This is a genomic window from Pseudomonas sp. UBA6562, from assembly GCF_002434265.1.
GTDB lineage: Bacteria > Pseudomonadota > Gammaproteobacteria > Pseudomonadales > Pseudomonadaceae > Aquipseudomonas.
Map to the genome: position 1 here is coordinate 168,653 of NZ_DJJS01000006.1, position 18,648 is coordinate 187,300.

Consider the following 18,648-nt stretch of genomic DNA (forward strand, 5'->3'; position numbering starts at 1 on the left):
GAATTTGGAGGTGTGTATGCGCGTTCGTGCTCGTTTCGTCGGTGGTGTTGTGATCGCCACCTTGCTGACCCAGTTGACCGCTTGCGGCACGCTGTTCTACCCGGACCGGCGCGGCCAGATCGACGGCAAAATCGATCCGGGCATCGTGGCGCTGGATGCCGTGGGCCTGCTGTTCTATGTGATTCCGGGCCTGATCGCCCTGGGCGTCGACTTCGCCACGGGCGCGGTCTATTACAAAGACGGCGAGACCGCGCAGGTGGCGCCGGAGAAACTGCGTCAGGCCGTCGAAGCCGACGGCAAGGTCAATCGGGCCAAGCTCCAGGCAATCCTGGAAAGCGAGCTGGGCCAGCGCCTGCCGTTGAACGACCCGCGCCTGGTCGAGCACCGCGGCAGCGTCGAGCAACTGGCCGCCTATGGCCTGGTGCCCGCCGCCTGATCCACCCGGCCGAGCTGGCTGAGTCAAGCGCCCGCCTGCGGCTCAGACCAGCTCGATGCGCCGCAACTCGCTTTTGAGGTAGGCGTAGTAGATCGGCCCGGCCACCACCCCCGGCAGGCCGAACGCGGCTTCGCAGATCAGCATCGCCAGCAGCAGCTCCCAGGATTTGGCGCGAATCTGCCCGCCGACGATGCGCGCGTTGAGGAAGTACTCGACCTTGTGGATGACGATCAGGTAGCCCAACGCCGCCAGCGCCACCCAGATCGACAGCGACAGGCCGACGATGGTGATCAACGTGTTGGAGATCAGGTTGCCGATCACCGGCAACAGGCCGAGCAGGAAGGTCAGCACGATCAGCGTCTTGGTCAGCGGCAGGTGCACGCCGAACAGCGGCAGCACCACGGCGAGGAAGATGCCGGTGAAGGCGGTGTTGAGCAGGGAAATCTTGATCTGCGCGAAGACGATGTTGCGAAACGCCTGCACCAGCAGGCTCAGGCGCTCGAACAGGGCAGCGGCCAGGGGCTTGCGTCGGGAAATGTCGGGCAGCCTCTGCAAAGCCACGATGGCGCCCAGGATCATGCCGATCAGCAGGGTCACGAACATGTGCGCCATGCCCTTGCCGACCAGTTGCAGCTCGCTCAGGTGGCCTTTGAGCCAATCGCCGATGGCCACCTTGAACTCGGCCGCGCTGGCCGGCAGGTAGCTGTCGATGAAGGGCGGCAACTGGCTACGTGCGCGGTCCACCAGGGCCATGAACTTGTCCAGCGACGCGCCGGGGTTCTCCGCTTCGTGCAAGAGGAAACTGAAGGCGCCGGCGATCAGCAGCGACAGGGTCAGCACCACCAGCGTGCCGAGCAGCGCCACCGACAGCCAGCGCGCGCGCCGACCGGGGAGCAACGGTTGCAGACGCGGGGTGAGCATGTTGACCAGTTCGTAGACGAGCAGTCCGGCGAGCAGGCTGGGAAGCAGTTTCAAAGGGAGTGCCAGCAACAGCCCGGCGAAGACGATGAGCCAACTGGCGATGGTGATCTGGCGGGGGGTGAAGGTCATACAGCCTCGACGGCAGACATCGGAAAGACCCGCAGTCTGCCAGCGTTCTGGCCGCAAACATAGTGAGCACCGGACGCTGGGGCGAAAGTCATGTGGCGGGGTCTGGCGACATGTGCGACGAGTGCGCGCACGTACTGGGTCGATGTTGCAGAGAGGCACCTGCGCAAAGCCTGCAAAGCTTGTCGGCGATCCAAGCGCGAGAGTGTGGCGTGTGCGCGTTTCAGAGGCAGTGGCACCGGTACGCACCGACGACCGCCAATTCGCGCTGCGGTCGGCACTGCGTCGAAGGTATAGGGCGGCTAGCGTCTACGGCCGCACCGAATGGCGCCCTACCGATATTCAGTACCGGAACCGCGACCGGACATTCACTTCTTCTTCAGGCAATCGCTCATGTAGGCCTTGCGCTCATCGCCCTTGAGCGTCTGCGCGCTGGCGTCGGCGTTGCAGGTCTTCATCTTCTCCTGCTGGGTGGCCGGTTTGACCTTGAGGCATTTGCTCATGAAGGCCTTGCGCATGTCGCCCGTGAGCGACTGGGCCGTGGCGTCGGCGTTGCAGGTTTTCATTTTCTCCTGCTGCGGGGTCGCCGCGTTGCTGGGCGCGCTGGCGAGCATGGCCAGCATCAGCGCGGAGATGGCAAGGGCTTGGGGGGCGAATGTCCGATTCATGGCGAGTCTCCTGAAGGCCGCGCGTGGATGCGCGTGCTGAGAATGAGTGTAGACAAGATTTGCAACACCTTCCCCAAACGCTTGGTATCTAAAGGGTTTGACCAAAGGGCCACTATTTCGATCGAACTCCCGTCGCGCCGTGCGGTTCCAAACACACATAGACCTCATCACGGAGCAGGACCCATGTACAAACACACTTTGGCACTTCTCCTGGTTGGCGCTTCCCTGGCCGCCTGCAGCAGCCATCCGCAAAACCCGGTGGACCATGTCACCTTCCGTCACGAGCCGCTGGTCAAACAGGTCGAAGACGGTATGACCATGCAGAAGGTCATCGCCATCGGCGGCAGCCCATCGACCGTGGTGGACCTGCCCAACGGCGGCACCTGCAACGACTACATCCTCAACCGCGACGGTAATCAGCAACCCTATTACGTGCGTTTTGACGCCACCGGGCATGTCGATGCCAAGGGCTTCAAGACCTGCAAACAACGCGAAGAGGAACGCCGCAACACACCTGGCGCCTGAACCTCTCACCCCCTCACCTGAAACCTATTCCTGAGCTTTTTGGAGATACGCATGAGCCACGCCGAACTGACCGATGTGCAAACCCTGCGCCAACGCGCCCGCCAGAACGTCGAAGACGGTCCGGTGACCCAGGACTACAAAGCCGACCGTGAAGAGATCATCCGTCTGCTGAACGGCTCGCTGGCGACCGAACTGGTGTGTGTGCTGCGCTACAAGCGCCACTACTTCATGGCCAGCGGCATCAAAGCTTCCGTCGCTGCCGACGAGTTCCTCGAACATGCCCAGCAAGAGTCCGAGCACGCCGACAAACTGGCCGAGCGCATCGTGCAGCTGGGCGGCGAGCCGGACTTCAACCCCGACAACCTGAGCAAGAACTCCCACGCTCAATACGTCGCTGGCGCCACGTTGAAAGAGATGGTGCTGGAAGACCTGGTGGCCGAGCGCATCGCCGTCGAAAGCTACCGTGAAATCATTCAGTACATCGGCGACAAGGATCCGACCACCCGCCGTATCTTCGAAGACATCCTGGCCCAGGAAGAAGAGCACGCCGACGACATGGCGGATCTGCTCGAAGGGCTGTAAGCGTCGGGTGTTTCCACGTCGTACCTAAAAGGGCCGCTGATGCGGCCTTTTTTCGTATGCGGAAATTCGGAATCTTGGGGGCTTGCTTGGAGATTCGGCGCTGCCTGGGTTGGGGCTGCGTTGCAGCCCATCGCGACTGATCGGAGCGCCGAACCGGCCGCTCCTACAAGTAGGGTTTGCTTGGAGACTCGGCTCTACTTGGATTGGGGCCGCTAATGCGGCCCTTTTTTGTATGCGGGATTTCGGAATCTTGGGGCTTGCTTGGAGATCCGGCGCTGCCTGGGTCAGGGGCTGCGTTGCAGCCCATCGCGGCTAATCGGAACGCCGAACCGCCCCCTCCTAAAGTTTTGTATGAGGGTAACTTTCGTCGTTCATGCGGGCTCATGTGGGAGCGGCTTCAGCCGCGATGGCCGGCAGCGCCGGCCCCTACCTGTGCTTGATTCAAGCGGCGATGCAGAACGCCGGAGCCAAGCCCCAGCGACCTGCTTAACCGCCCCACTTACTTCTTGCCCTTGACCGCAGCCGGCGCCTTGCCCGAGCGCATCTGCTGCAACAGCGGCTTGCACTGGTTGTCTTCGTTGTCGCCCGGCGCGATCAGCGCCAACAGGCCGGCAGCCGGCCCGGCCGCCACGCCCAAGGCGATCATGCCAGCACCGCGCAAGGCCAGCGGTACGGCTTGCACGCCGGCACTGGGCTTGGCGAACGCACCGCGTACGTACAGTGGCGAACGCAGCGAGAACAGACGGAAGCCTTTGGATTCGGGCGTGACCTTCAGGTCCAGGCGCTCGGTGGCGAAGTTGGCCGTGCCTTCGACATAGATGATCGCGTTCTCGGTATCGAAGACGAACACTCGGGTACTGCCCAATCCGTCCTTGATGCCCACATCGGCTGCGGCGCAGTTGATCTTCACGTCTTCGTCGCCGAACAGCTTGTCGACGATGTAGTTGCCTACGTTCAGCCCGGCGATTTCCATCAGGCTACGGCTGATCGCGCCATCGTTGATCAGCATGCGCAGGTCGCCGTTGGCCGTCCCCAGCAGGGCAGACACCGAGTTGCCCCGGCCGGTCAGGTCGGCGTCGCCGTTCAGCTCGCCGAAACTGGTCTGCATAGGCGCGAAAGTGGGGAACAGCTGCTTGAGCTTGAAACCGCGCGCGGTCATCTGCACATGGCCCTGCATGGGCGTGTCGCGCCCGTTCAGGCGGATGTTGGCCCTGAGGTTGCCGCCGGCCACCCCGAAGCGCAGGGGCTTGAGTTGCAGCAGGCCGTCGTCGAGCACCACATGGGCGCCCAGGTCGGTGAACGGCAGTTCTTCGGCCTGCACGATGCGCTTGCCGCTGAACTCGACGTCGGCATCCATCGCACGCCAGCGCTCGGTGCGGAACTCCTCGACCGGCAGCACCTTGTCGCTTGGCTGCTTGCTGGCGCCGCCGCGCTTTTTCTGCTCGGTGTTGGAGTCGGCACCGATCAGAGGTGCCAGGTCCTTGAACAGCAATTGGTTGGACACCAGCTTGCCCGACAGTTTGGGGCGCGGCTGGCTGGCGACGTAGGCCAGGTCGCCGTGGATGTCGCTGTCGCCGATCTTGCCGTTGAAATCCTGGTACTTGAACGAGGCACCCTTGGCATCGTGCAGGTTGGCTTGCAGGCGACCGTCGGTGGAGTACGGCGGCGTGTCGGGCAGGGTGACGCCGGTCAGCGGATAGAGGTTGCCCAGGCTTTGGCCCGACAGGCGCAGACGCAGGTCCAGTGCGCCAAGGTTGCGCGGGTCGGTCAGGGTGCCGGCTACCCGTACGCGGGTGTCGGCGGCACGTGCGTCGACCTGGACCGGAAACGGCTGTTTGGCATCCTGCAAGGCCAGCAGGCCGCCGATCTTGCCGGTGGCGGCGACCGCCTGGCCTTTGTAACGGCCCTCGGCCTTGAAGCCGAAGGCGTAGTCCTGGGCGGCACCGGTTTTCTCGGCACGGGCCTTGCCGACGATATCGCTGTAGGGAATGGGTTTGCCCAATGGGTCGATGCGCACCTTGACGCTGGCCTTCAGGGTTTCGTCATCGAAACTGACGTTGCCTTCGTCGAAGCCGATGGCACCGATGTCCATCACCCACTTCGACGGCTCGGCGTTCTCGTCCTTGGGCCCGAAATCGAAATTCCAGTTGGCGCGGCCATCGGCCAAGCGCGTCAGGCTGGCAGTAGGTTTGACCAGGTCGATGCGCGGGATGCTGATGGTCTGGGCGATCAACGGCAAGGGCGCGAGGCGGAAGTCGACGCGCTCCAGGCCGACCATCTGCGGCTCCTTGAGCCAGTCGGGGTTGCCCAGGGTGATGTCTTCGGCGGTGAAGTGCGGCCACGGCACCCAGGCGCGCCAGCCGCCTTCCTCGGGCGAACGGCGCCAGTGCACGGCCAGGTTGCCATTGATGGCGAAAGGTCGATGCAGGGCCTCGGACACTTTTTCGTTGAGCAGCGGCTTGGCGCGGTTCCAATCGAAGGTGGCGATGACCACGACGAGAATCGCCAGCAGGGTCAAGAGAGTGGCGAGCGTCCAGACGAGGACTCGAAGCGGGCGCGTCATTGCGGGGGTTTCTCCTGACGTCGGGCCATGCAACAGGCGGGATGAGCTGATGTTTAGTGGGACTGATGAAAACCGCCTGGGTTTAATCCCTTCCCGCAGCATAGCGAAGAATTTTCCGGGCACTTGGGGGTTATGGCGCGATTAACGCGCTCGGCCCAAGCCTCCACGATGCGCTGCGCAGGGGCGGTTTTCCTGGCCAACCGTTTGATAGGAAAGGCGTTTTCCGAACCATGAAAACGAATGATATTCACCATCAGCCTGATGAAATGGTCTCTCCCGGCAGCGCGCGTAGCATGGCCTACATCCCCACTGTCCAGCGCCCCCAAGGAGCGCATCGCCATGAAACATCCACTGTTGCTGACCCTGTTACTCTCTGCCCTCGCTGCCCAGGCCTATGCGTTGCCCGCTCATGAGCAAGGCCCGACTGCCCAGGCCCATCCCAGCGACGCAGTGATTCTCAAGCCGCTGCAACCGGTCGCCGAGGGTGGCTCCGATCGCCTGATCGAACGCGACAACCGCATCGCCGAAGGCGGCTCCGATCGCCTGATCAAACGCGACAACCGCATCGCCGAAGGTGGCTCCGATCGCCTGATCGAACGCGACAACCGCATCGCCGAAGGCGGCTCCGATCGCCTGATCGAACGCGACGACCGCATCGCCGAAGGTGGCTCCGATCGCTTGATCGAACGGGGCCATGTGAGTTGAGTCGGCCGGTGCTCGCGCGCCCCGCTTCCACTCGTTCCTGTTCCCACCCCAGGTCCTGCATCGAACGAACCTCGCAGGCCCTGGCCTCCCCTCCCCAGTCCTCCTCTGACCGCAGCCTCGACGCCCCACGCGGATTGACCACCCTTCCCGCTTTTCACTAGAGTGCGCTGCCGTACTTCCCAAGAATGTCGCCCATGCTGCCGCGCGCCGAACAGAAGCTCCAGACCCGTCAGGCCCTGCTCGATGCCGCCTGCGCGCTGATGCAGAGCGGGCGCGGTTTCGGTGGCATCAGCTTGCGCGAGGTGGCACGCAGCGCCGGCATCGTGCCGACTGGCTTCTATCGCCACTTCCCCGATATGGACGCCCTGGGCCTGGCTCTGGTCGCCGAGGTCGAGGCCACCTTTCGCGACACCATCCGCCGTGTACGGCACAACGAATTCGAGCTGGGCGGTATCACCGACGCGTCAGTGCGTATCTTTCTCGATGTGGTCAATGCCCACCGCACCCAGTTCCTGTTCCTCGCCCGCGAGCAGTACGGCGGTTCCCAGGCCGTGCGCCAGGCCATCGCCCGCCTGCGCCAGGGCATCAGTTCGGACCTGGCAACGGACCTGGCGCGCATGCCGCGCTGGCAGCACCTGGACAGCGCGGGCTTGGCGATGATGGCCGACCTGGTGGTCAAGACCGTGTTCGCCACCCTGCCCGAGCTGATCGACAGCCCCGACCCCGACAGCCCCGAACCCTTCACCGCCCAGGAAAAGATCGCCCAGCAACTGCGCCTGATCTTCATCGGCGCCCGGCACTGGCACAGCGTCAACGCCTTCGACTGACCCTCCTGCGGCCGCCCGCCGAGCCCGGCGAGCACATCTGCTACCATGGCGCCCTGCCTGATCGTGACGAGCACCGCCATGCCCCATACCCCGCCTCCACCGCCCGCGTTGGCCCAGCGCCTGGCGCGCGTGCGCCAGCATTTCGACGATCGCATCGTGCCGCTCTGGCAAGGTCCGGGCTGGAACGCCGAACTGGCGTTGCCCTTCGAGGCGCTGGCCGCCGACCATCGGCCCGAGCCGGTCAAGCGCTACCGGGCCATGGCCTGCGCACGCCAGCTGTACCTGTTCAGCAGCCGCCTGCAACGGCCCGATGCGGCGCAGCGCGCGGCGGCGTTGTTCGACTCGCTGCAACGCCACTTCGTCGATACCGGGCACAGCGGCTGGTTCTACAGCATCGACGCGCAAGGCCAGCCCCTGGACCGGTGCAAGGACCTCTACACCCACGCCTTCATCCTGTTCGCCTGCGCGCATTACTGGGGCCAGGTGCGCGAACCGCGTGTGCTGGCAGTGGTGGAGGAAGTGCTCAGGCAGATCGAAACGCGTTTCCGCCGTGACGATGGCCTGTACGAAGCTAACCTGGGCGAGGATTGGAGCGGCCTGGGCAGCGGCCCTTTGCAGAACCCCCTGATGCACCTGGCCGAGGCCTTCCTGCAAGTGCTGGCCGTGCGCGACGATGCAGCCGTGCAGCGCGCCCTGCTGACACTGTGCGACGCCCTGCAGCGCCAGTTCATCGACCCTGCCTGCGGCGTGATGCTGGAGAAACCGCTGGGCGCTGTGGACAACTGGTTCGAACCCGGCCACCAGTTCGAATGGTTCTTCCTGCTCGACACTTCGCCCTTGTTACGCGGCGGTGGCTTGCACCAGGCCATCGACCGCGCCTTCGCCTATGCCGAGCGCCATGGCGTGCAAGGCACGGCAGTCGTCGCGACGCTGACGCCCGAGGGCCGTGTGCTCGACGCCACCCAACGCATCTGGGCCAAGGCCGAATACCTGCGTGCGCTGACCTTGCGACCCGAAGCGAACGATCGTCTGTTGCGCCAGTTGACTGCTCTGGAAGCCGAATTCCTGCATGCCGGCGGTTGGCACGAATGCCGCAATGCCGACGGCGCAGTGAGCCGCCACGACATGCCCTCCACCACCCCCTATCACTTGGCGACGGCGCTGGAAGGCTTGCGGCGGATCGGTTGAAACGCAGCCTGTTGCAGGGCCGGGGGACCTGACATTTTTGCCAGTTTCTTTGCCTTGAATCGATTGTTATGGTCGGGGCTCATCACAGGAGTCAAGCACCATGACGATCGAATCGCTGGAACAACACCTGCAGGACGAGATTGCTAGTAGCACTGCTCAGCGAGACAAGGCCAAAATTGAAAAGAACAAGGCAGTTCACGCGACGAAGCTTGGCTACCTAGAGAGCCTGTTGCGCTATGTGCAGGGTAAGCCCACTCGTGAAGACGCGATCCTCGCCGACGTGGTCAACGATCTCATGCAGAACCGAGGGGCTTTGGCCAGTCGCGATAACTTCCGCGACATGGAGCGACTGTCTTTGCCAGGCGAAAAAACTGCAGGGGCATAAAACGACCTAGGCGACCAAACAGAGGCTCATGCGAGCAATGTTCGACCCATGGCCCCTGCTCCACATGCCGTCAGTTCCAGGCGTGGCCAGTCAGGCGACAGGAGCGGCAGGTAGCGCTCCTGCATGCTTTCGACCGACTGGGATCAGCCCTTGGCTCCACGATCGATGGCGAAGCCCGCCCAGTCCTGACTGACCGGCATCACTTCCAGGCTGTTGACGTTGATGTGCGCCGGCTGGTTGAGCACCCAGAAGATGGTGTCGGCGATGTCGGTCGGTTGGATCGCTTCGGCGCCGGCATAGGTGGCGTCGTAGCGCGACTGGTCGCCGCCGAAGCGCACCAGCGAGAACTCGCTTTCGCACAGGCCGGGCTCCAGGTTGCTGACCCGCACGCCGGTGCCGCGCAGGTCGCAGCGCAGGCTCAGCGAGAACTGCCCGACGAAGGCCTTGGTGCCGCCGTAGACGTGGCTGCCCGGATAGGGATAGTTGCCGGCCACCGAGCCGACGTTGAGGATCGAAGCGCCACGCCCATGGGCGATCAACCGCGGTAGCAGCAGGCGCGTGGTGAACATCAGGCCCTTGATGTTGGTGTCGACCATGGTTTCCCAGTCGTCGAGGTCGCAGTTCTGTGCGGCGTCCGCGCCCAGTGCGAGACCGGCGTTGTTGACCAGGCCCTGCAAGGTGTCGAAGCTCGGCGGCAGGCTGTCGATGGCCGCCCGCATGGCGTCGCGATCGCGCACATCGACCACCAGGCCGACCACCTCAGTGCTTGTGGACAACTCGGCGCACAGGGCGTCGAGGCGGTCCTTGCGCCGGCCGGTGAGGACCAGTTTCCAACCGGCCGCCGCGAAGCGCCGGGCGGTCGCTTCGCCGAAACCGGAGGTGGCGCCAGTGATGAATACGGTGGCTGTCATGGGAGTTCTCCTTGGCCTATCAGGGCATTCAACGGTCGCGCAGCATGCCCCGCCAGGCCGTGGCACGGCAAGCCAGGCCTGCCCTGTACATAAATTGACCAAACTGCGCAAAGCCACGTGCCGCCTGGCGCCGGGCCAGCTATACGCACGTTATCCACAAGGCTTTCCCCACGGATTGGGGGCAATTGTGCGCACGGGCTTAGCACGGGCTTGTGCAACGACAATCCCGTCCACCGCTCCAGCCTTGTAGAAATGCCGTCTGTGGCATTCTGCGCAAAGCTTTTGCACAGCTTTATCCACAACCTCCAGCAGCATCCAGCGCCTAGCCATATGAGAATCAAAACACTCGCACAAGCAGACTAAAGCAATACTGATCAAAAAACGCACAAATCCCCACAACCCTTATTCACCAAGGCTTTCAGCGACATGCCACCATGTTTTCCACAGGCGGTTCCACACAATCGGTGGACACTTCCCACCCTGTGAGCAAAAAGCCCCACAACGCTTGGGACGGGCGTTGTGGGGCCAGGGTGCGACAAGTTGTCCACATTCGGCCGCACAGGCCGATCAGTGCCCTCCCAGGTAGGCGTTGCGCACTTCATCGTTGGCCAGCAATTCGGCGCCGGTGCCGGTCATGCGAATTTGTCCGTTGACCATCACATAGGCGCGGTCCGACAGCTTCAGCGCATGGTTGGCGTTCTGCTCCACCAGAAAGATCGTCATGCCGGTCTGCGCCAGCTCGCGCAAGGTCGAGAAGATCTGCTTGACCACGATCGGCGCCAGCCCCAACGAAGGCTCGTCGAGCAGCAGCAGGCGCGGCCGGCTCATCAGCGCCCGAGCGATGGCGAGCATCTGTTGCTCGCCCCCGGACATGGTCATGGCGCGCTGCGAGCGGCGTTCCTTGAGGCGCGGGAACAGCTCGTACATGCGCTGCATGTCCTCGTCGGCGTGCTTGTCGCCGATGGGGATGGTGCCCATCATCAGGTTCTCCTCGACGGTCATGTCGGGGAACACCCGGCGCCCTTCCGGGGATTGGGCGATGCCGTTGGAGGCGATGTAGTGCGAGCTCTTGCGGGTGATGTCGGTGCCTTCGTAGAGGATCTGCCCGGAGGCCGCCCGCGGTTGGCCGAAGATCGACATCAGCAAGGTCGACTTGCCGGCCCCGTTGGCGCCGATCAGGCTCACCGTTTCGCCCGGGGCAATGTGCATGGATACGCCCTTGAGCGCCTGGATCGGGCCGTAGAACACGTTCAGGTCGCGCAGTTCGAGAATGGGTGCGGTCATACCAGTTCCTCTTCGTCGGCACCCAGGTAGGCGGCGATCACCGTCGGGTTGTCGCGGATGGCCTGTGGCGTGCCCTCGGCGATCACGTTGCCGTGGTCGAGCACCACGATGTGGTCGGAAATGCTCATGACCATGCCCATGTCGTGCTCGATGAGCACCACGGTGATGTCGTGCTGGTCGCGCAGCACACGGATCATGCGGCTCAAGGCTTCGGTTTCCTGCGGGTTGAGGCCGGCGGCCGGCTCGTCCAGGCAGATGATCTTGGGCCGCGTGCACATCGCCCGGGCGATCTCCAGACGGCGCTGCTGCCCGTACGACAGCTCGCCGGCGAGGCGGTTGGCGCAATCCACCAGGTCGACCACCTCCAGCCAGTAGAACGCATGGTCCAGCGCGTCGCTCTCGGCCTTGCGGTAGCCGGGGGTGTTGAGCACGCCGGCCAGCAGGTTGCGGTTGACCCACATGTGCTGGGCCACCAGCAGGTTTTCCACCACCGACATCTCCCGGAACAGGCGAATGTTCTGGAAGGTGCGCGCCAACCCCGCCCGGTTGACCAGGTGGGTGCCGCCGAACATCTTGTAGTACAGCCGGCTGCCGAAGCGCGCCGGGGAAACGAAGTCGGCGGCGCGGAAACGCTCGCCGAGCAGCTGGATCACATCGGTGCGCGCACCGCGCACGTTCAGCTCGATGCGTCCGCCGGTGGCCTTGTAGAAACCGGTCAGGCAGTTGAACACGGTGGTCTTGCCGGCACCGTTGGGGCCGATGAGGGCGAAGATCTGGTTGCGTTTGACCTTCAGGTTGACGTCGCTGAGCGCCTTGATGCCACCGAACTGCATCATCAGGTGTTCGACCGACAGAATGACTTCATCGCTCATGGCGCTACCCCCTTGCGTACCGGCACGCCGGCGCGGCTGATCCGAATCAGCCCGCGCGGGCGCCAGATCATCATCAACACCATCAACACGCCGAACAGCAGCACCCGGTACTCGGAGAAGCTGCGCAGCAGTTCCGGCGCCACGGTCAGCACGAAGGCCGCGATCACTACGCCCACCGTCGAGCCCATGCCGCCCAGCACCACGATGGCGAGGATCAGCGCCGACTCGAAGAAGGTGAACGACGACGGGTTGACGAAGCCTTGGTAGGTAGCGAAGAACACCCCCGCCAGGCCCGCCGTGGAGGCGCCCAGGGTGAAGGCCGAGAGCTTGACCAGCACGTGATTCAGGCCCATCGAGCGGCAGGCGATCTCGTCTTCGCGCAGCGCTTCCCAGGCGCGGCCCACCGGCATGCGGGTCAGGCGGTGCTTGATGTACAACACGGCCAGCACCACCAGGAACAGCACGATGTAGATGAACAGGAATTTCAGGTTGGGGTTGTAGTCGATGCCGAAGAACTCATGGAACGGCACCCCGCCGTCCTTGGCCCGGCGGCCGAACTCGAGGCCGAGGAAGGTCGGCGACGGCGCCGGCATGCCGTTCGGGCCGCCGGTGAAGGACAGCCAGTTGTTCAGCACCAGGCGAATGATCTCGCCGAAACCCAGGGTGACGATGGCCAGGTAGTCGCCGTGCATGCGCAACACCGGAAAGCCGAGGATGCACCCGGCCAGCGCCGCAGCGATGGCCGCCAGCGGCAGCACGCTCCAGAAGCCCAGGCCCAGGTACTGGTAGCCCAGCGCCAGGCCATAGGCGCCGATGGCGTAGAAGGCCACATAGCCCAGGTCGAGCAGCCCGGCCAGGCCCACCACGATGTTCAGGCCAAGGCCCAGCAGCACGTAGATCAAGCCGAGGATGACCACGGTCAACAGGTACTTGTTGGCGAAGATCGGGAACACGATGGCGATCACCACCAGCGCCGGGATGATGTAGCGCAGCCGCGACTTGTAGTCCACCGGCCGCACGTGCACCCCGGAGCCATTGCTTTCGAAGCTTTGCAGCAGGCGTTGGCCGGGGGCGGTCTGCAGGTACAGGCTGAGCAGGAAGCGACCGACCATCACCGCGCCCACCAACCAGGCGACACGGGTGGGTTCGGCGTTGAAGCTGTAGCCGTCGAGCACCACGCCCACTACGGGGCCGAACACGATCAGGGCTAGCAGGCCGGCGACCAGGGTTTCGATCAGGCTTTTCTTGATGTCCAGCGCGGGAGAAGCAGTATGGGCAGAAGACATGTTCACACCTTGGCCACGAGCGGACGACCCAGCAGGCCCTGGGGTCGGAAGATGAGGATCAGGACCAGCAGCGAGAAGCTGAACACATCCTTGTAGTCGGAGTTGATCAAGCCGGCGAACAGCGACTCCGAAACCCCGAGGATGATCCCGCCCAGCATCGCGCCGGGCAGCGAGCCGATGCCGCCGAGCACCGCGGCGGTGAAGGCCTTGATGCCGATGATGAAGCCTGCGTAGAAGTCGAAGGTGCCGTAGTTGAGGGTGATCAACACTCCGGCCAGGGCGGCCATCACCGCGCCGATGACGAACACGTAGGAAATCACCCGGTCGGTGTTGATGCCCAGGATCGACGCCATCTTGCGATCCTGCTGGGTGGCGCGGCACATGCGCCCCAGTTTTGTGTACTTGATCACGTAGGTGAGCAGGGCCATGCCGGCGAACGCGGCGACGAGAATGAAGATCTTGGTGTAGGTCAGTTGCACGAAGCCCGTCCCCACCTCAACGCGCATCGCGCCTTCGAGCAGGGTCGGCACGCCTTGCTGGCGGGCGCCCTGGCTGATCTGCGCGTAGTTCTGCAGGATCAGCGAAATGCCGATGGCGCTGATCAATGGGGCCAGACGGGTAGAGTTGCGCAGTGGGCGATAGGCGATGCGTTCGATGGTGAAACCGTACACGCCGGTGACCACGATGGTGAACAACAAGGTGCCCAACATCAGCAGCGGGAACGATTCGATACCGAAATAAGCCAGCAATGCCAGGCTGATCGCCGCGAGGTACGCGGAAATCATGTACACCTCGCCGTGCGCGAAGTTGATCATGCCGATGATGCCATAGACCATTGTGTAGCCGATGGCGATCAAGCCATAGACCGACCCGAGGGTCAGGCCATTGACCAGTTGCTGCAGGAAAATACCATCCATAAACGCAATCTCGCGTAGGTGAGATCGCACGCGCGCCAGGCACGCGGGGGCAGCGACGACACGGCCCTCGCGCCCCGGCCGCGCACGTATCTCCGAGTAGAGACAGGTGACGCTGGGGCGATGGCCCGGGCGAGCGCCCAGGCCTCGGCCATGGTTATTGTTGTTTGTCCAGCTGGTGGTACTTGCCGTCTTTGTCCCACTGGTAGACCACGTAGTCGGAGACGGTCAGGTCGCCCTTCTGGTCCCATTTCTTCTCGCCCATGACGGTCTGCACCGGGTTGGCCTTGAGCCACTTGGCGGCGGCTTCGCCCTCGTTCGACTTGGCACCGTTGAAGGCGGCCGCCAGCGCTTGCAGCGAGGCGTAGGCATACAGGGTGTAGCCTTCAGGCTCGGTGCCGCCCTTGCGGAACTCGTCGACCACCGCCTTGCTGTCGGGCAGCAGGCGCGGATCGGCGCCGAAGGTCATGTACACGCCATCGACGTACTGGGCGCCGCCTGCCGTGGCGACCAGTTCGTCGGTGACGATGCCGTCGTCGGACATGAACTTCACGTCCTTGAGGCCCTGCTCGCGCATCTGCCGTACCAGGGGCCCGGCTTCGGGGTGCAGGCCGCCGAAGTAGACGACGTCGGCACCGGTGGAGCGGATCTTGGTGACCACGGCGCTGAAGTCTTTTTCGCCACGGGTCAGGCCCTCGTACAGGACCGGCTCGACGCCGCGCTTCTGCAGCTGCGCCTTGGTCGCGTCCGCCAGGCCCTGGCCGTAGGTGTCCTTGTCGTGCAGCACCACCACCTTCTTGCCCTTGAGCACATCGACGATGTAGTTGCCGGCGACCACGCCCTGTTGGTCGTCACGTCCGCACATGCGGAACATGCCGCTCAGGCCGCGCTCGGTGACTTGCGGGTTGGTCGAACCGGGCGTGATGGCGATCACGCCGGCTTCGTCGTACACCTCAGAGGCCGGAATGGTATTGGACGAACAGAAGTGCCCGACCACGCCGATCACCTTGTCCTGGTCCACCAGGCGGTTGGCCACCGAGACGGCCTGCTTGGGTTCGCAGGCGTCGTCGCCCTTGACCAGCACGATCTTCTCGCCGTTGACGCCGCCCGCGGCGTTGATCTTGTCGGCGGCCGCTTGCGCACCTTTCATGTATTGCTCGCCGAACGCTGCGTTGGCACCGGTCATCGGCCCTGCGACACCGATCTTGACGTCGGCTTGTACATACGAAGAAACACCCAGGGCCATGGCGATGGCCATAGCCAGGAAACCTTTCTTGTAAAACGTCTGCGACATGAGGTGGTGCTCCTAGGGTTTTTTTATTGGTCAGCACTTGGACTTCGCTACCCTTTGCGCAGAGCAAGGGCCGTGCCATCACTCTGACTTTGCCGTAGGTGCCCTCCTTCAACGCTCTACGGCGGTCTGCCGGTCACGAGAGGCTTGGCAGCGCCACCGTCTAGACAAGGCAAAGCGCCACCCGTCAGCGCATCGGGCGCCACCACGCCCCCTGCGCGGTGCAACCCCGCTCGTTGCCTGCAAACGACTTCGCTGTAACAAACGACGTCACCGAACTGCACATCATCGGTGCGCGATTGCTACGCAGGGCACTGTTTCCACGCGAAATGCGGTGCGTGTGCCCAGACCGGTGTCACCAGGAAATGCCGCTTGGGCGGCAAACACTGGCACAATGGCCGCTTCCCCGCGCTTGCGCCGTTCAGCCAGCGCCGCCGACCTGGAGCCCCTCGATGAACGAGAGCGCATTTTCCAAGCGCATCGTGCATAACCTGCTCGACACCGACTTCTACAAACTGACGATGATGCAGGCTGTCCTGCACAACTACCCCGATGCCGACGTGGAGTGGGAGTTTCGTTGCCGCAACGGCGAAGACCTGCGGCCCTACCTCGGCGAGATCCGCCACCAGGTCGAAGCCCTCGCCGACCTGACCCTCGATCCGGGCCAGTTGGGCTTTCTGGAACGCATCAGCTTTCTCAAGCCCGACTTCCTGCGCTTTCTCGGGCTGTTCCGCTTCAACCTGCGCTACCTGCACATCGGCATCGACGACGACCAGCTGAGCCTGCGCATCCGCGGTCCGTGGCTGCACGTGATCCTCTTCGAGGTGCCGCTGCTGGCGATCATCAGCGAAGTGCGCAACCGCCACCTGCACCCCGACATGCCCTTGTCCGCCGCGCGCGAGCAACTGCACCGCAAGTTCGACTGGTTGCAACGAAACGCCAGCGCCGAAGAGCTGGCTGCCTTGCAGGTGGCCGACTTCGGCACCCGCCGGCGCTTTTCCAGCCAGGTGCAGGCCGAAGTGGTGAAGGTGCTGCGCGACGACTTCCCGGCCCGCTTCGTCGGCACCAGCAACGTCGACCTGGCCTGGAAGCTGGGCCTCAAGCCCTTGGGCACCATGGCCCACGAGTGGATCATGGCGCACCAGCAGCTCGGCCCGCGGCTGATCGACAGCCAGGCCGCCGCCCTGGACTGCTGGGTGCGCGAGTACCGCGGCCTGCTCGGCATCGCGCTGACCGACTGCATCACCACCGACGCCTTCCTCGGCGACTTCGATCTGTATTTCGCCAAGCTGTTCGACGGCCTGCGCCACGACTCCGGCGACCCCATCGCCTGGGCCGAGAAAGCCGTGGCGCACTATCAGAAACTGGGCATCGACCCGATGACCAAGACCCTGGTGTTCTCCGACGGCCTGGACCTGCCGCGCGCGTTGCAGATCTTTCGGGCACTGCGCGGGCGCATCAATGTCAGTTTCGGTATCGGCACCAACCTCACCTGCGACCTGCCCGGCGTAGCGCCGATGAGCATCGTGCTGAAAATGACCGACTGCAACGGCTCACCGGTCGCCAAGATTTCCGACGAAGCGGCCAAAACCCAATGCCGCGACGCCAATTTCGTTTCTTACCTGCGTCATGTCTTCAACGTTCCGCTCAAGGAGTGACCCATGCGCGCCACCCAGCAAGAAATCGCTCAAAAACTCAACGTCCAACCGCCTTTCACCGATGCGCAGCACATTGATCGCGAGATCGTTCATCGCGTCGCCTTCATCAAGCAATGCCTGCTCAGCGCGCACCTCAAGACGCTGGTGCTGGGCATCAGTGGCGGTGTGGATTCGCTCACCGCCGCCCTGCTCGCTCAACGCGCCATCAACGAATTGCGTGCCGACAGCCGGGACGACGCCTATCGCTTCATCGCCGTGCGCCTGCCCTATGGCGTGCAGCGCGACGAAGACGATGCCCAGGCCTGCCTGGCCTTTATCAAGCCGGACGAAGTGCATACCGTCGACATCGCCCCTGCGGTCAAGGCCTTGAAAGCCGAAGTGCACACCCTGCAGGACGGCACCCAGGAACACGTCGACTTCGTCATGGGCAACGCCAAGGCGCGCATGCGCATGCTGGCCCAGTACACCATCGCTGGCGCGCGCGCAGGGCTGGTGATCGGCACCGACCATGCGGCCGAAGCGGTGATGGGCTTCTTCACCAAGTTCGGTGACGGCGCCTGCGACCTTGCACCTTTGAGCGGGCTGGTGAAGAACCAGGTACGCACCCTCGCGCGGCACATGGGCGCGCCCGAGAACCTGGTGGAAAAAGTGCCGACCGCCGACCTCGAAGACCTGGCACCCGGCAAGCCGGATGAAGTCTCGCATGGCATCACCTATGCGCAGATCGATGCGTTTTTGCACGGGGAAGACGTGGACGAGGATGTTTCGGACACCATCATCGCCACGTACCGCAAGACCCAGCACAAGCGCGAACTGCCGTTCGCGCCGTGAGGCGTTGCGGGGAGCGGGCGATCGCCCGCTCCTGAAGCAAGACTTACTTGACCACCACCTTGCCTTTCATCATGGCGATGTGGCCGGGGAAGGTGCAGAAGAAGCTGTAGTCGCCACCGGCCTCGAGTTTGGAGGCGTCGAACTTGACCTCGGTTTCCTTCTCCGGCGCGCCGATCAGCTTGGTGTGGGCGATGATCGCGGCGTTGTCGGCCTTGATGTAGTCGTTGGCCTCGCCCTGGCTCATGCCTTCGGTGGCGATGGCCTGCATGTCGGCGGTCTTGCTGATCACCAGGTTGTGGCCCATCACGTTTTTCGGCAGGTTGCCCGAGTGGGTCAGCTTGACGGTAAATTCCTTGCAGCTCTTGTCGACCGTGATTTCCTTGGTGTCGTAGGACATCTGGTCGGTGGAGTCGACGGTGACCGAGCATTGGGCGGCGAATACGCCGGTGCTGGCGAGGGTCAGCAGGGATACCGCTACGGCTTTGGCAAACATCTTGAATCTCCTAGGCAGGGTGTTCGTTGCGAGACTGCCCGGTTACACCGTGGCCCGCGCTGATATGAATCAAGCGCAGCGTCAAGGGGGCAGCCAGTAGAATTGTTCAATCGATTGTATACAACTTATCTAAGTGCGCATCATGCACCCTTGATAGACGATGGGACAACCGCTCATTTAGG

Annotated in this window: 19 protein-coding genes; 9 read left to right on the forward strand and 10 right to left on the reverse strand. The window is 63.6% G+C overall.

What is annotated here, in order from left to right:
* The first annotated feature begins 16 nt into the window (after window positions 1-16).
* On the forward strand, window positions 17-436 hold the full coding sequence (locus B4M43_RS08310; protein WP_296265967.1) for a polyribonucleotide nucleotidyltransferase: 420 nt from the start codon (window positions 17-19) through the stop codon (window positions 434-436).
* 42 nt (window positions 437-478) lie between these two features.
* Here B4M43_RS08310 and B4M43_RS08315 read toward each other — a convergent pair whose 3' ends face one another.
* Window positions 479-1,486 carry an AI-2E family transporter gene (locus tag B4M43_RS08315; RefSeq protein WP_296265969.1) on the reverse strand — a complete coding sequence of 336 codons (1,008 nt, stop codon included), beginning with the start codon at window positions 1,484-1,486 and terminating at the stop codon, window positions 479-481.
* Window positions 1,487-1,851: 365 nt separating this feature from the next.
* Window positions 1,852-2,106, reverse strand: coding sequence for a PsiF family protein (locus B4M43_RS08320; RefSeq protein WP_414707833.1), 255 nt, complete (start codon window positions 2,104-2,106; stop codon window positions 1,852-1,854).
* 228 nt (window positions 2,107-2,334) lie between these two features.
* Between B4M43_RS08320 and osmE the strand changes: the two genes are divergently transcribed.
* A complete protein-coding gene (osmE, locus tag B4M43_RS08325; protein ID WP_296265972.1) occupies window positions 2,335-2,676 on the forward strand; it encodes an osmotically-inducible lipoprotein OsmE in 342 nt (113 codons plus the stop codon).
* Window positions 2,677-2,727: 51 nt separating this feature from the next.
* Window positions 2,728-3,258 carry a ferritin-like domain-containing protein gene (locus B4M43_RS08330; RefSeq protein WP_296265974.1) on the forward strand — a complete coding sequence of 177 codons (531 nt, stop codon included), beginning with the start codon at window positions 2,728-2,730 and terminating at the stop codon, window positions 3,256-3,258.
* A gap of 499 nt (window positions 3,259-3,757) precedes the next feature.
* On the opposite strand, the gene B4M43_RS08335 is transcribed toward B4M43_RS08330, so the two are convergent.
* A complete protein-coding gene (locus B4M43_RS08335; protein WP_296265976.1) occupies window positions 3,758-5,821 on the reverse strand; it encodes an AsmA family protein in 2,064 nt (687 codons plus the stop codon).
* Window positions 5,822-6,160: 339 nt separating this feature from the next.
* Between B4M43_RS08335 and B4M43_RS08340 the strand changes: the two genes are divergently transcribed.
* The 4 genes from B4M43_RS08340 (at window position 6,161) to B4M43_RS08355 (ending at window position 8,926) form a co-directional block, all read left to right on the forward strand.
* Window positions 6,161-6,526: a hypothetical protein gene (locus B4M43_RS08340; RefSeq protein ID WP_296265978.1), complete on the forward strand. Its 366-nt coding sequence runs from the start codon at window positions 6,161-6,163 to the stop codon at window positions 6,524-6,526.
* A gap of 194 nt (window positions 6,527-6,720) precedes the next feature.
* Window positions 6,721-7,353 (forward strand): TetR family transcriptional regulator, encoded by a 633-nt coding sequence (locus B4M43_RS08345; protein WP_296265980.1) that lies wholly within the window; start codon window positions 6,721-6,723, stop codon window positions 7,351-7,353.
* 78 nt (window positions 7,354-7,431) lie between these two features.
* A complete protein-coding gene (locus tag B4M43_RS08350) occupies window positions 7,432-8,541 on the forward strand; it encodes an AGE family epimerase/isomerase (protein ID WP_296265981.1) in 1,110 nt (369 codons plus the stop codon).
* Between the two features lie 100 nt (window positions 8,542-8,641).
* Window positions 8,642-8,926, forward strand: a complete 285-nt coding sequence (locus B4M43_RS08355; RefSeq protein WP_296265983.1) for a hypothetical protein — start codon at window positions 8,642-8,644, stop codon at window positions 8,924-8,926.
* Window positions 8,927-9,069: 143 nt separating this feature from the next.
* On the opposite strand, the gene B4M43_RS08360 is transcribed toward B4M43_RS08355, so the two are convergent.
* The 6 genes from B4M43_RS08360 to B4M43_RS08385 form a co-directional block, all read right to left on the reverse strand.
* The gene (locus B4M43_RS08360; protein ID WP_296265985.1) at window positions 9,070-9,837 is read right to left on the reverse strand and encodes an SDR family NAD(P)-dependent oxidoreductase; all 768 of its coding nucleotides are present in this window, start codon (window positions 9,835-9,837) and stop codon (window positions 9,070-9,072) included.
* Between the two features lie 567 nt (window positions 9,838-10,404).
* Window positions 10,405-11,121 (reverse strand): ABC transporter ATP-binding protein, encoded by a 717-nt coding sequence (locus B4M43_RS08365; RefSeq protein WP_296265986.1) that lies wholly within the window; start codon window positions 11,119-11,121, stop codon window positions 10,405-10,407.
* Window positions 11,118-11,993, reverse strand: coding sequence for an ATP-binding cassette domain-containing protein (locus B4M43_RS08370; RefSeq protein WP_296265987.1), 876 nt, complete (start codon window positions 11,991-11,993; stop codon window positions 11,118-11,120). Before B4M43_RS08370 ends, B4M43_RS08365 begins: the two co-directional genes overlap by 4 nt.
* Complete coding sequence (livM, locus tag B4M43_RS08375) at window positions 11,990-13,279, reverse strand: high-affinity branched-chain amino acid ABC transporter permease LivM (protein WP_296265989.1); 1,290 nt, start codon at window positions 13,277-13,279, stop codon at window positions 11,990-11,992. Before livM ends, B4M43_RS08370 begins: the two co-directional genes overlap by 4 nt.
* 2 nt (window positions 13,280-13,281) lie before the next feature.
* Window positions 13,282-14,196 carry an ABC transporter permease subunit gene (locus B4M43_RS08380; RefSeq protein WP_296265990.1) on the reverse strand — a complete coding sequence of 305 codons (915 nt, stop codon included), beginning with the start codon at window positions 14,194-14,196 and terminating at the stop codon, window positions 13,282-13,284.
* 154 nt (window positions 14,197-14,350) lie between these two features.
* Window positions 14,351-15,487, reverse strand: coding sequence for a branched-chain amino acid ABC transporter substrate-binding protein (locus tag B4M43_RS08385; RefSeq protein WP_296265993.1), 1,137 nt, complete (start codon window positions 15,485-15,487; stop codon window positions 14,351-14,353).
* Window positions 15,488-15,936: 449 nt separating this feature from the next.
* Between B4M43_RS08385 and pncB the strand changes: the two genes are divergently transcribed.
* Both pncB and nadE read left to right on the forward strand, forming a co-directional pair.
* Window positions 15,937-17,142: a nicotinate phosphoribosyltransferase gene (gene pncB / locus B4M43_RS08390; RefSeq protein ID WP_296265995.1), complete on the forward strand. Its 1,206-nt coding sequence runs from the start codon at window positions 15,937-15,939 to the stop codon at window positions 17,140-17,142.
* 3 nt (window positions 17,143-17,145) lie between these two features.
* Window positions 17,146-17,973 carry an ammonia-dependent NAD(+) synthetase gene (gene nadE / locus B4M43_RS08395; protein WP_296265997.1) on the forward strand — a complete coding sequence of 276 codons (828 nt, stop codon included), beginning with the start codon at window positions 17,146-17,148 and terminating at the stop codon, window positions 17,971-17,973.
* Between the two features lie 43 nt (window positions 17,974-18,016).
* Here nadE and azu read toward each other — a convergent pair whose 3' ends face one another.
* Complete coding sequence (gene azu, locus B4M43_RS08400; protein WP_296265999.1) at window positions 18,017-18,466, reverse strand: azurin; 450 nt, start codon at window positions 18,464-18,466, stop codon at window positions 18,017-18,019.
* Between the last annotated feature and the right edge of the window lie 182 nt (window positions 18,467-18,648).

Excerpts from the sequence above, each read along its gene's own strand:
- B4M43_RS08310 (WP_296265967.1), top strand. The coding sequence starts at position 17 with ATGCGCGTTCGTGCTCGTTTCGTCGGTGGTGTTGTGATCGCCACCTTG.
- B4M43_RS08315 (WP_296265969.1), bottom strand. The coding sequence starts at position 1,486 with ATGACCTTCACCCCCCGCCAGATCACCATCGCCAGTTGGCTCATCGTC.
- B4M43_RS08320 (WP_414707833.1), bottom strand. The coding sequence starts at position 2,106 with ATGCTGGCCATGCTCGCCAGCGCGCCCAGCAACGCGGCGACCCCGCAG.
- osmE (WP_296265972.1), top strand. The coding sequence starts at position 2,335 with ATGTACAAACACACTTTGGCACTTCTCCTGGTTGGCGCTTCCCTGGCC.
- B4M43_RS08330 (WP_296265974.1), top strand. The coding sequence starts at position 2,728 with ATGAGCCACGCCGAACTGACCGATGTGCAAACCCTGCGCCAACGCGCC.
- B4M43_RS08335 (WP_296265976.1), bottom strand. The coding sequence starts at position 5,821 with ATGACGCGCCCGCTTCGAGTCCTCGTCTGGACGCTCGCCACTCTCTTG.
- B4M43_RS08340 (WP_296265978.1), top strand. The coding sequence starts at position 6,161 with ATGAAACATCCACTGTTGCTGACCCTGTTACTCTCTGCCCTCGCTGCC.
- B4M43_RS08345 (WP_296265980.1), top strand. The coding sequence starts at position 6,721 with ATGCTGCCGCGCGCCGAACAGAAGCTCCAGACCCGTCAGGCCCTGCTC.
- B4M43_RS08350 (WP_296265981.1), top strand. The coding sequence starts at position 7,432 with ATGCCCCATACCCCGCCTCCACCGCCCGCGTTGGCCCAGCGCCTGGCG.
- B4M43_RS08355 (WP_296265983.1), top strand. The coding sequence starts at position 8,642 with ATGACGATCGAATCGCTGGAACAACACCTGCAGGACGAGATTGCTAGT.
- B4M43_RS08360 (WP_296265985.1), bottom strand. The coding sequence starts at position 9,837 with ATGACAGCCACCGTATTCATCACTGGCGCCACCTCCGGTTTCGGCGAA.
- B4M43_RS08365 (WP_296265986.1), bottom strand. The coding sequence starts at position 11,121 with ATGACCGCACCCATTCTCGAACTGCGCGACCTGAACGTGTTCTACGGC.
- B4M43_RS08370 (WP_296265987.1), bottom strand. The coding sequence starts at position 11,993 with ATGAGCGATGAAGTCATTCTGTCGGTCGAACACCTGATGATGCAGTTC.
- livM (WP_296265989.1), bottom strand. The coding sequence starts at position 13,279 with ATGTCTTCTGCCCATACTGCTTCTCCCGCGCTGGACATCAAGAAAAGC.
- B4M43_RS08380 (WP_296265990.1), bottom strand. The coding sequence starts at position 14,196 with ATGGATGGTATTTTCCTGCAGCAACTGGTCAATGGCCTGACCCTCGGG.
- B4M43_RS08385 (WP_296265993.1), bottom strand. The coding sequence starts at position 15,487 with ATGTCGCAGACGTTTTACAAGAAAGGTTTCCTGGCTATGGCCATCGCC.
- pncB (WP_296265995.1), top strand. The coding sequence starts at position 15,937 with ATGAACGAGAGCGCATTTTCCAAGCGCATCGTGCATAACCTGCTCGAC.
- nadE (WP_296265997.1), top strand. The coding sequence starts at position 17,146 with ATGCGCGCCACCCAGCAAGAAATCGCTCAAAAACTCAACGTCCAACCG.
- azu (WP_296265999.1), bottom strand. The coding sequence starts at position 18,466 with ATGTTTGCCAAAGCCGTAGCGGTATCCCTGCTGACCCTCGCCAGCACC.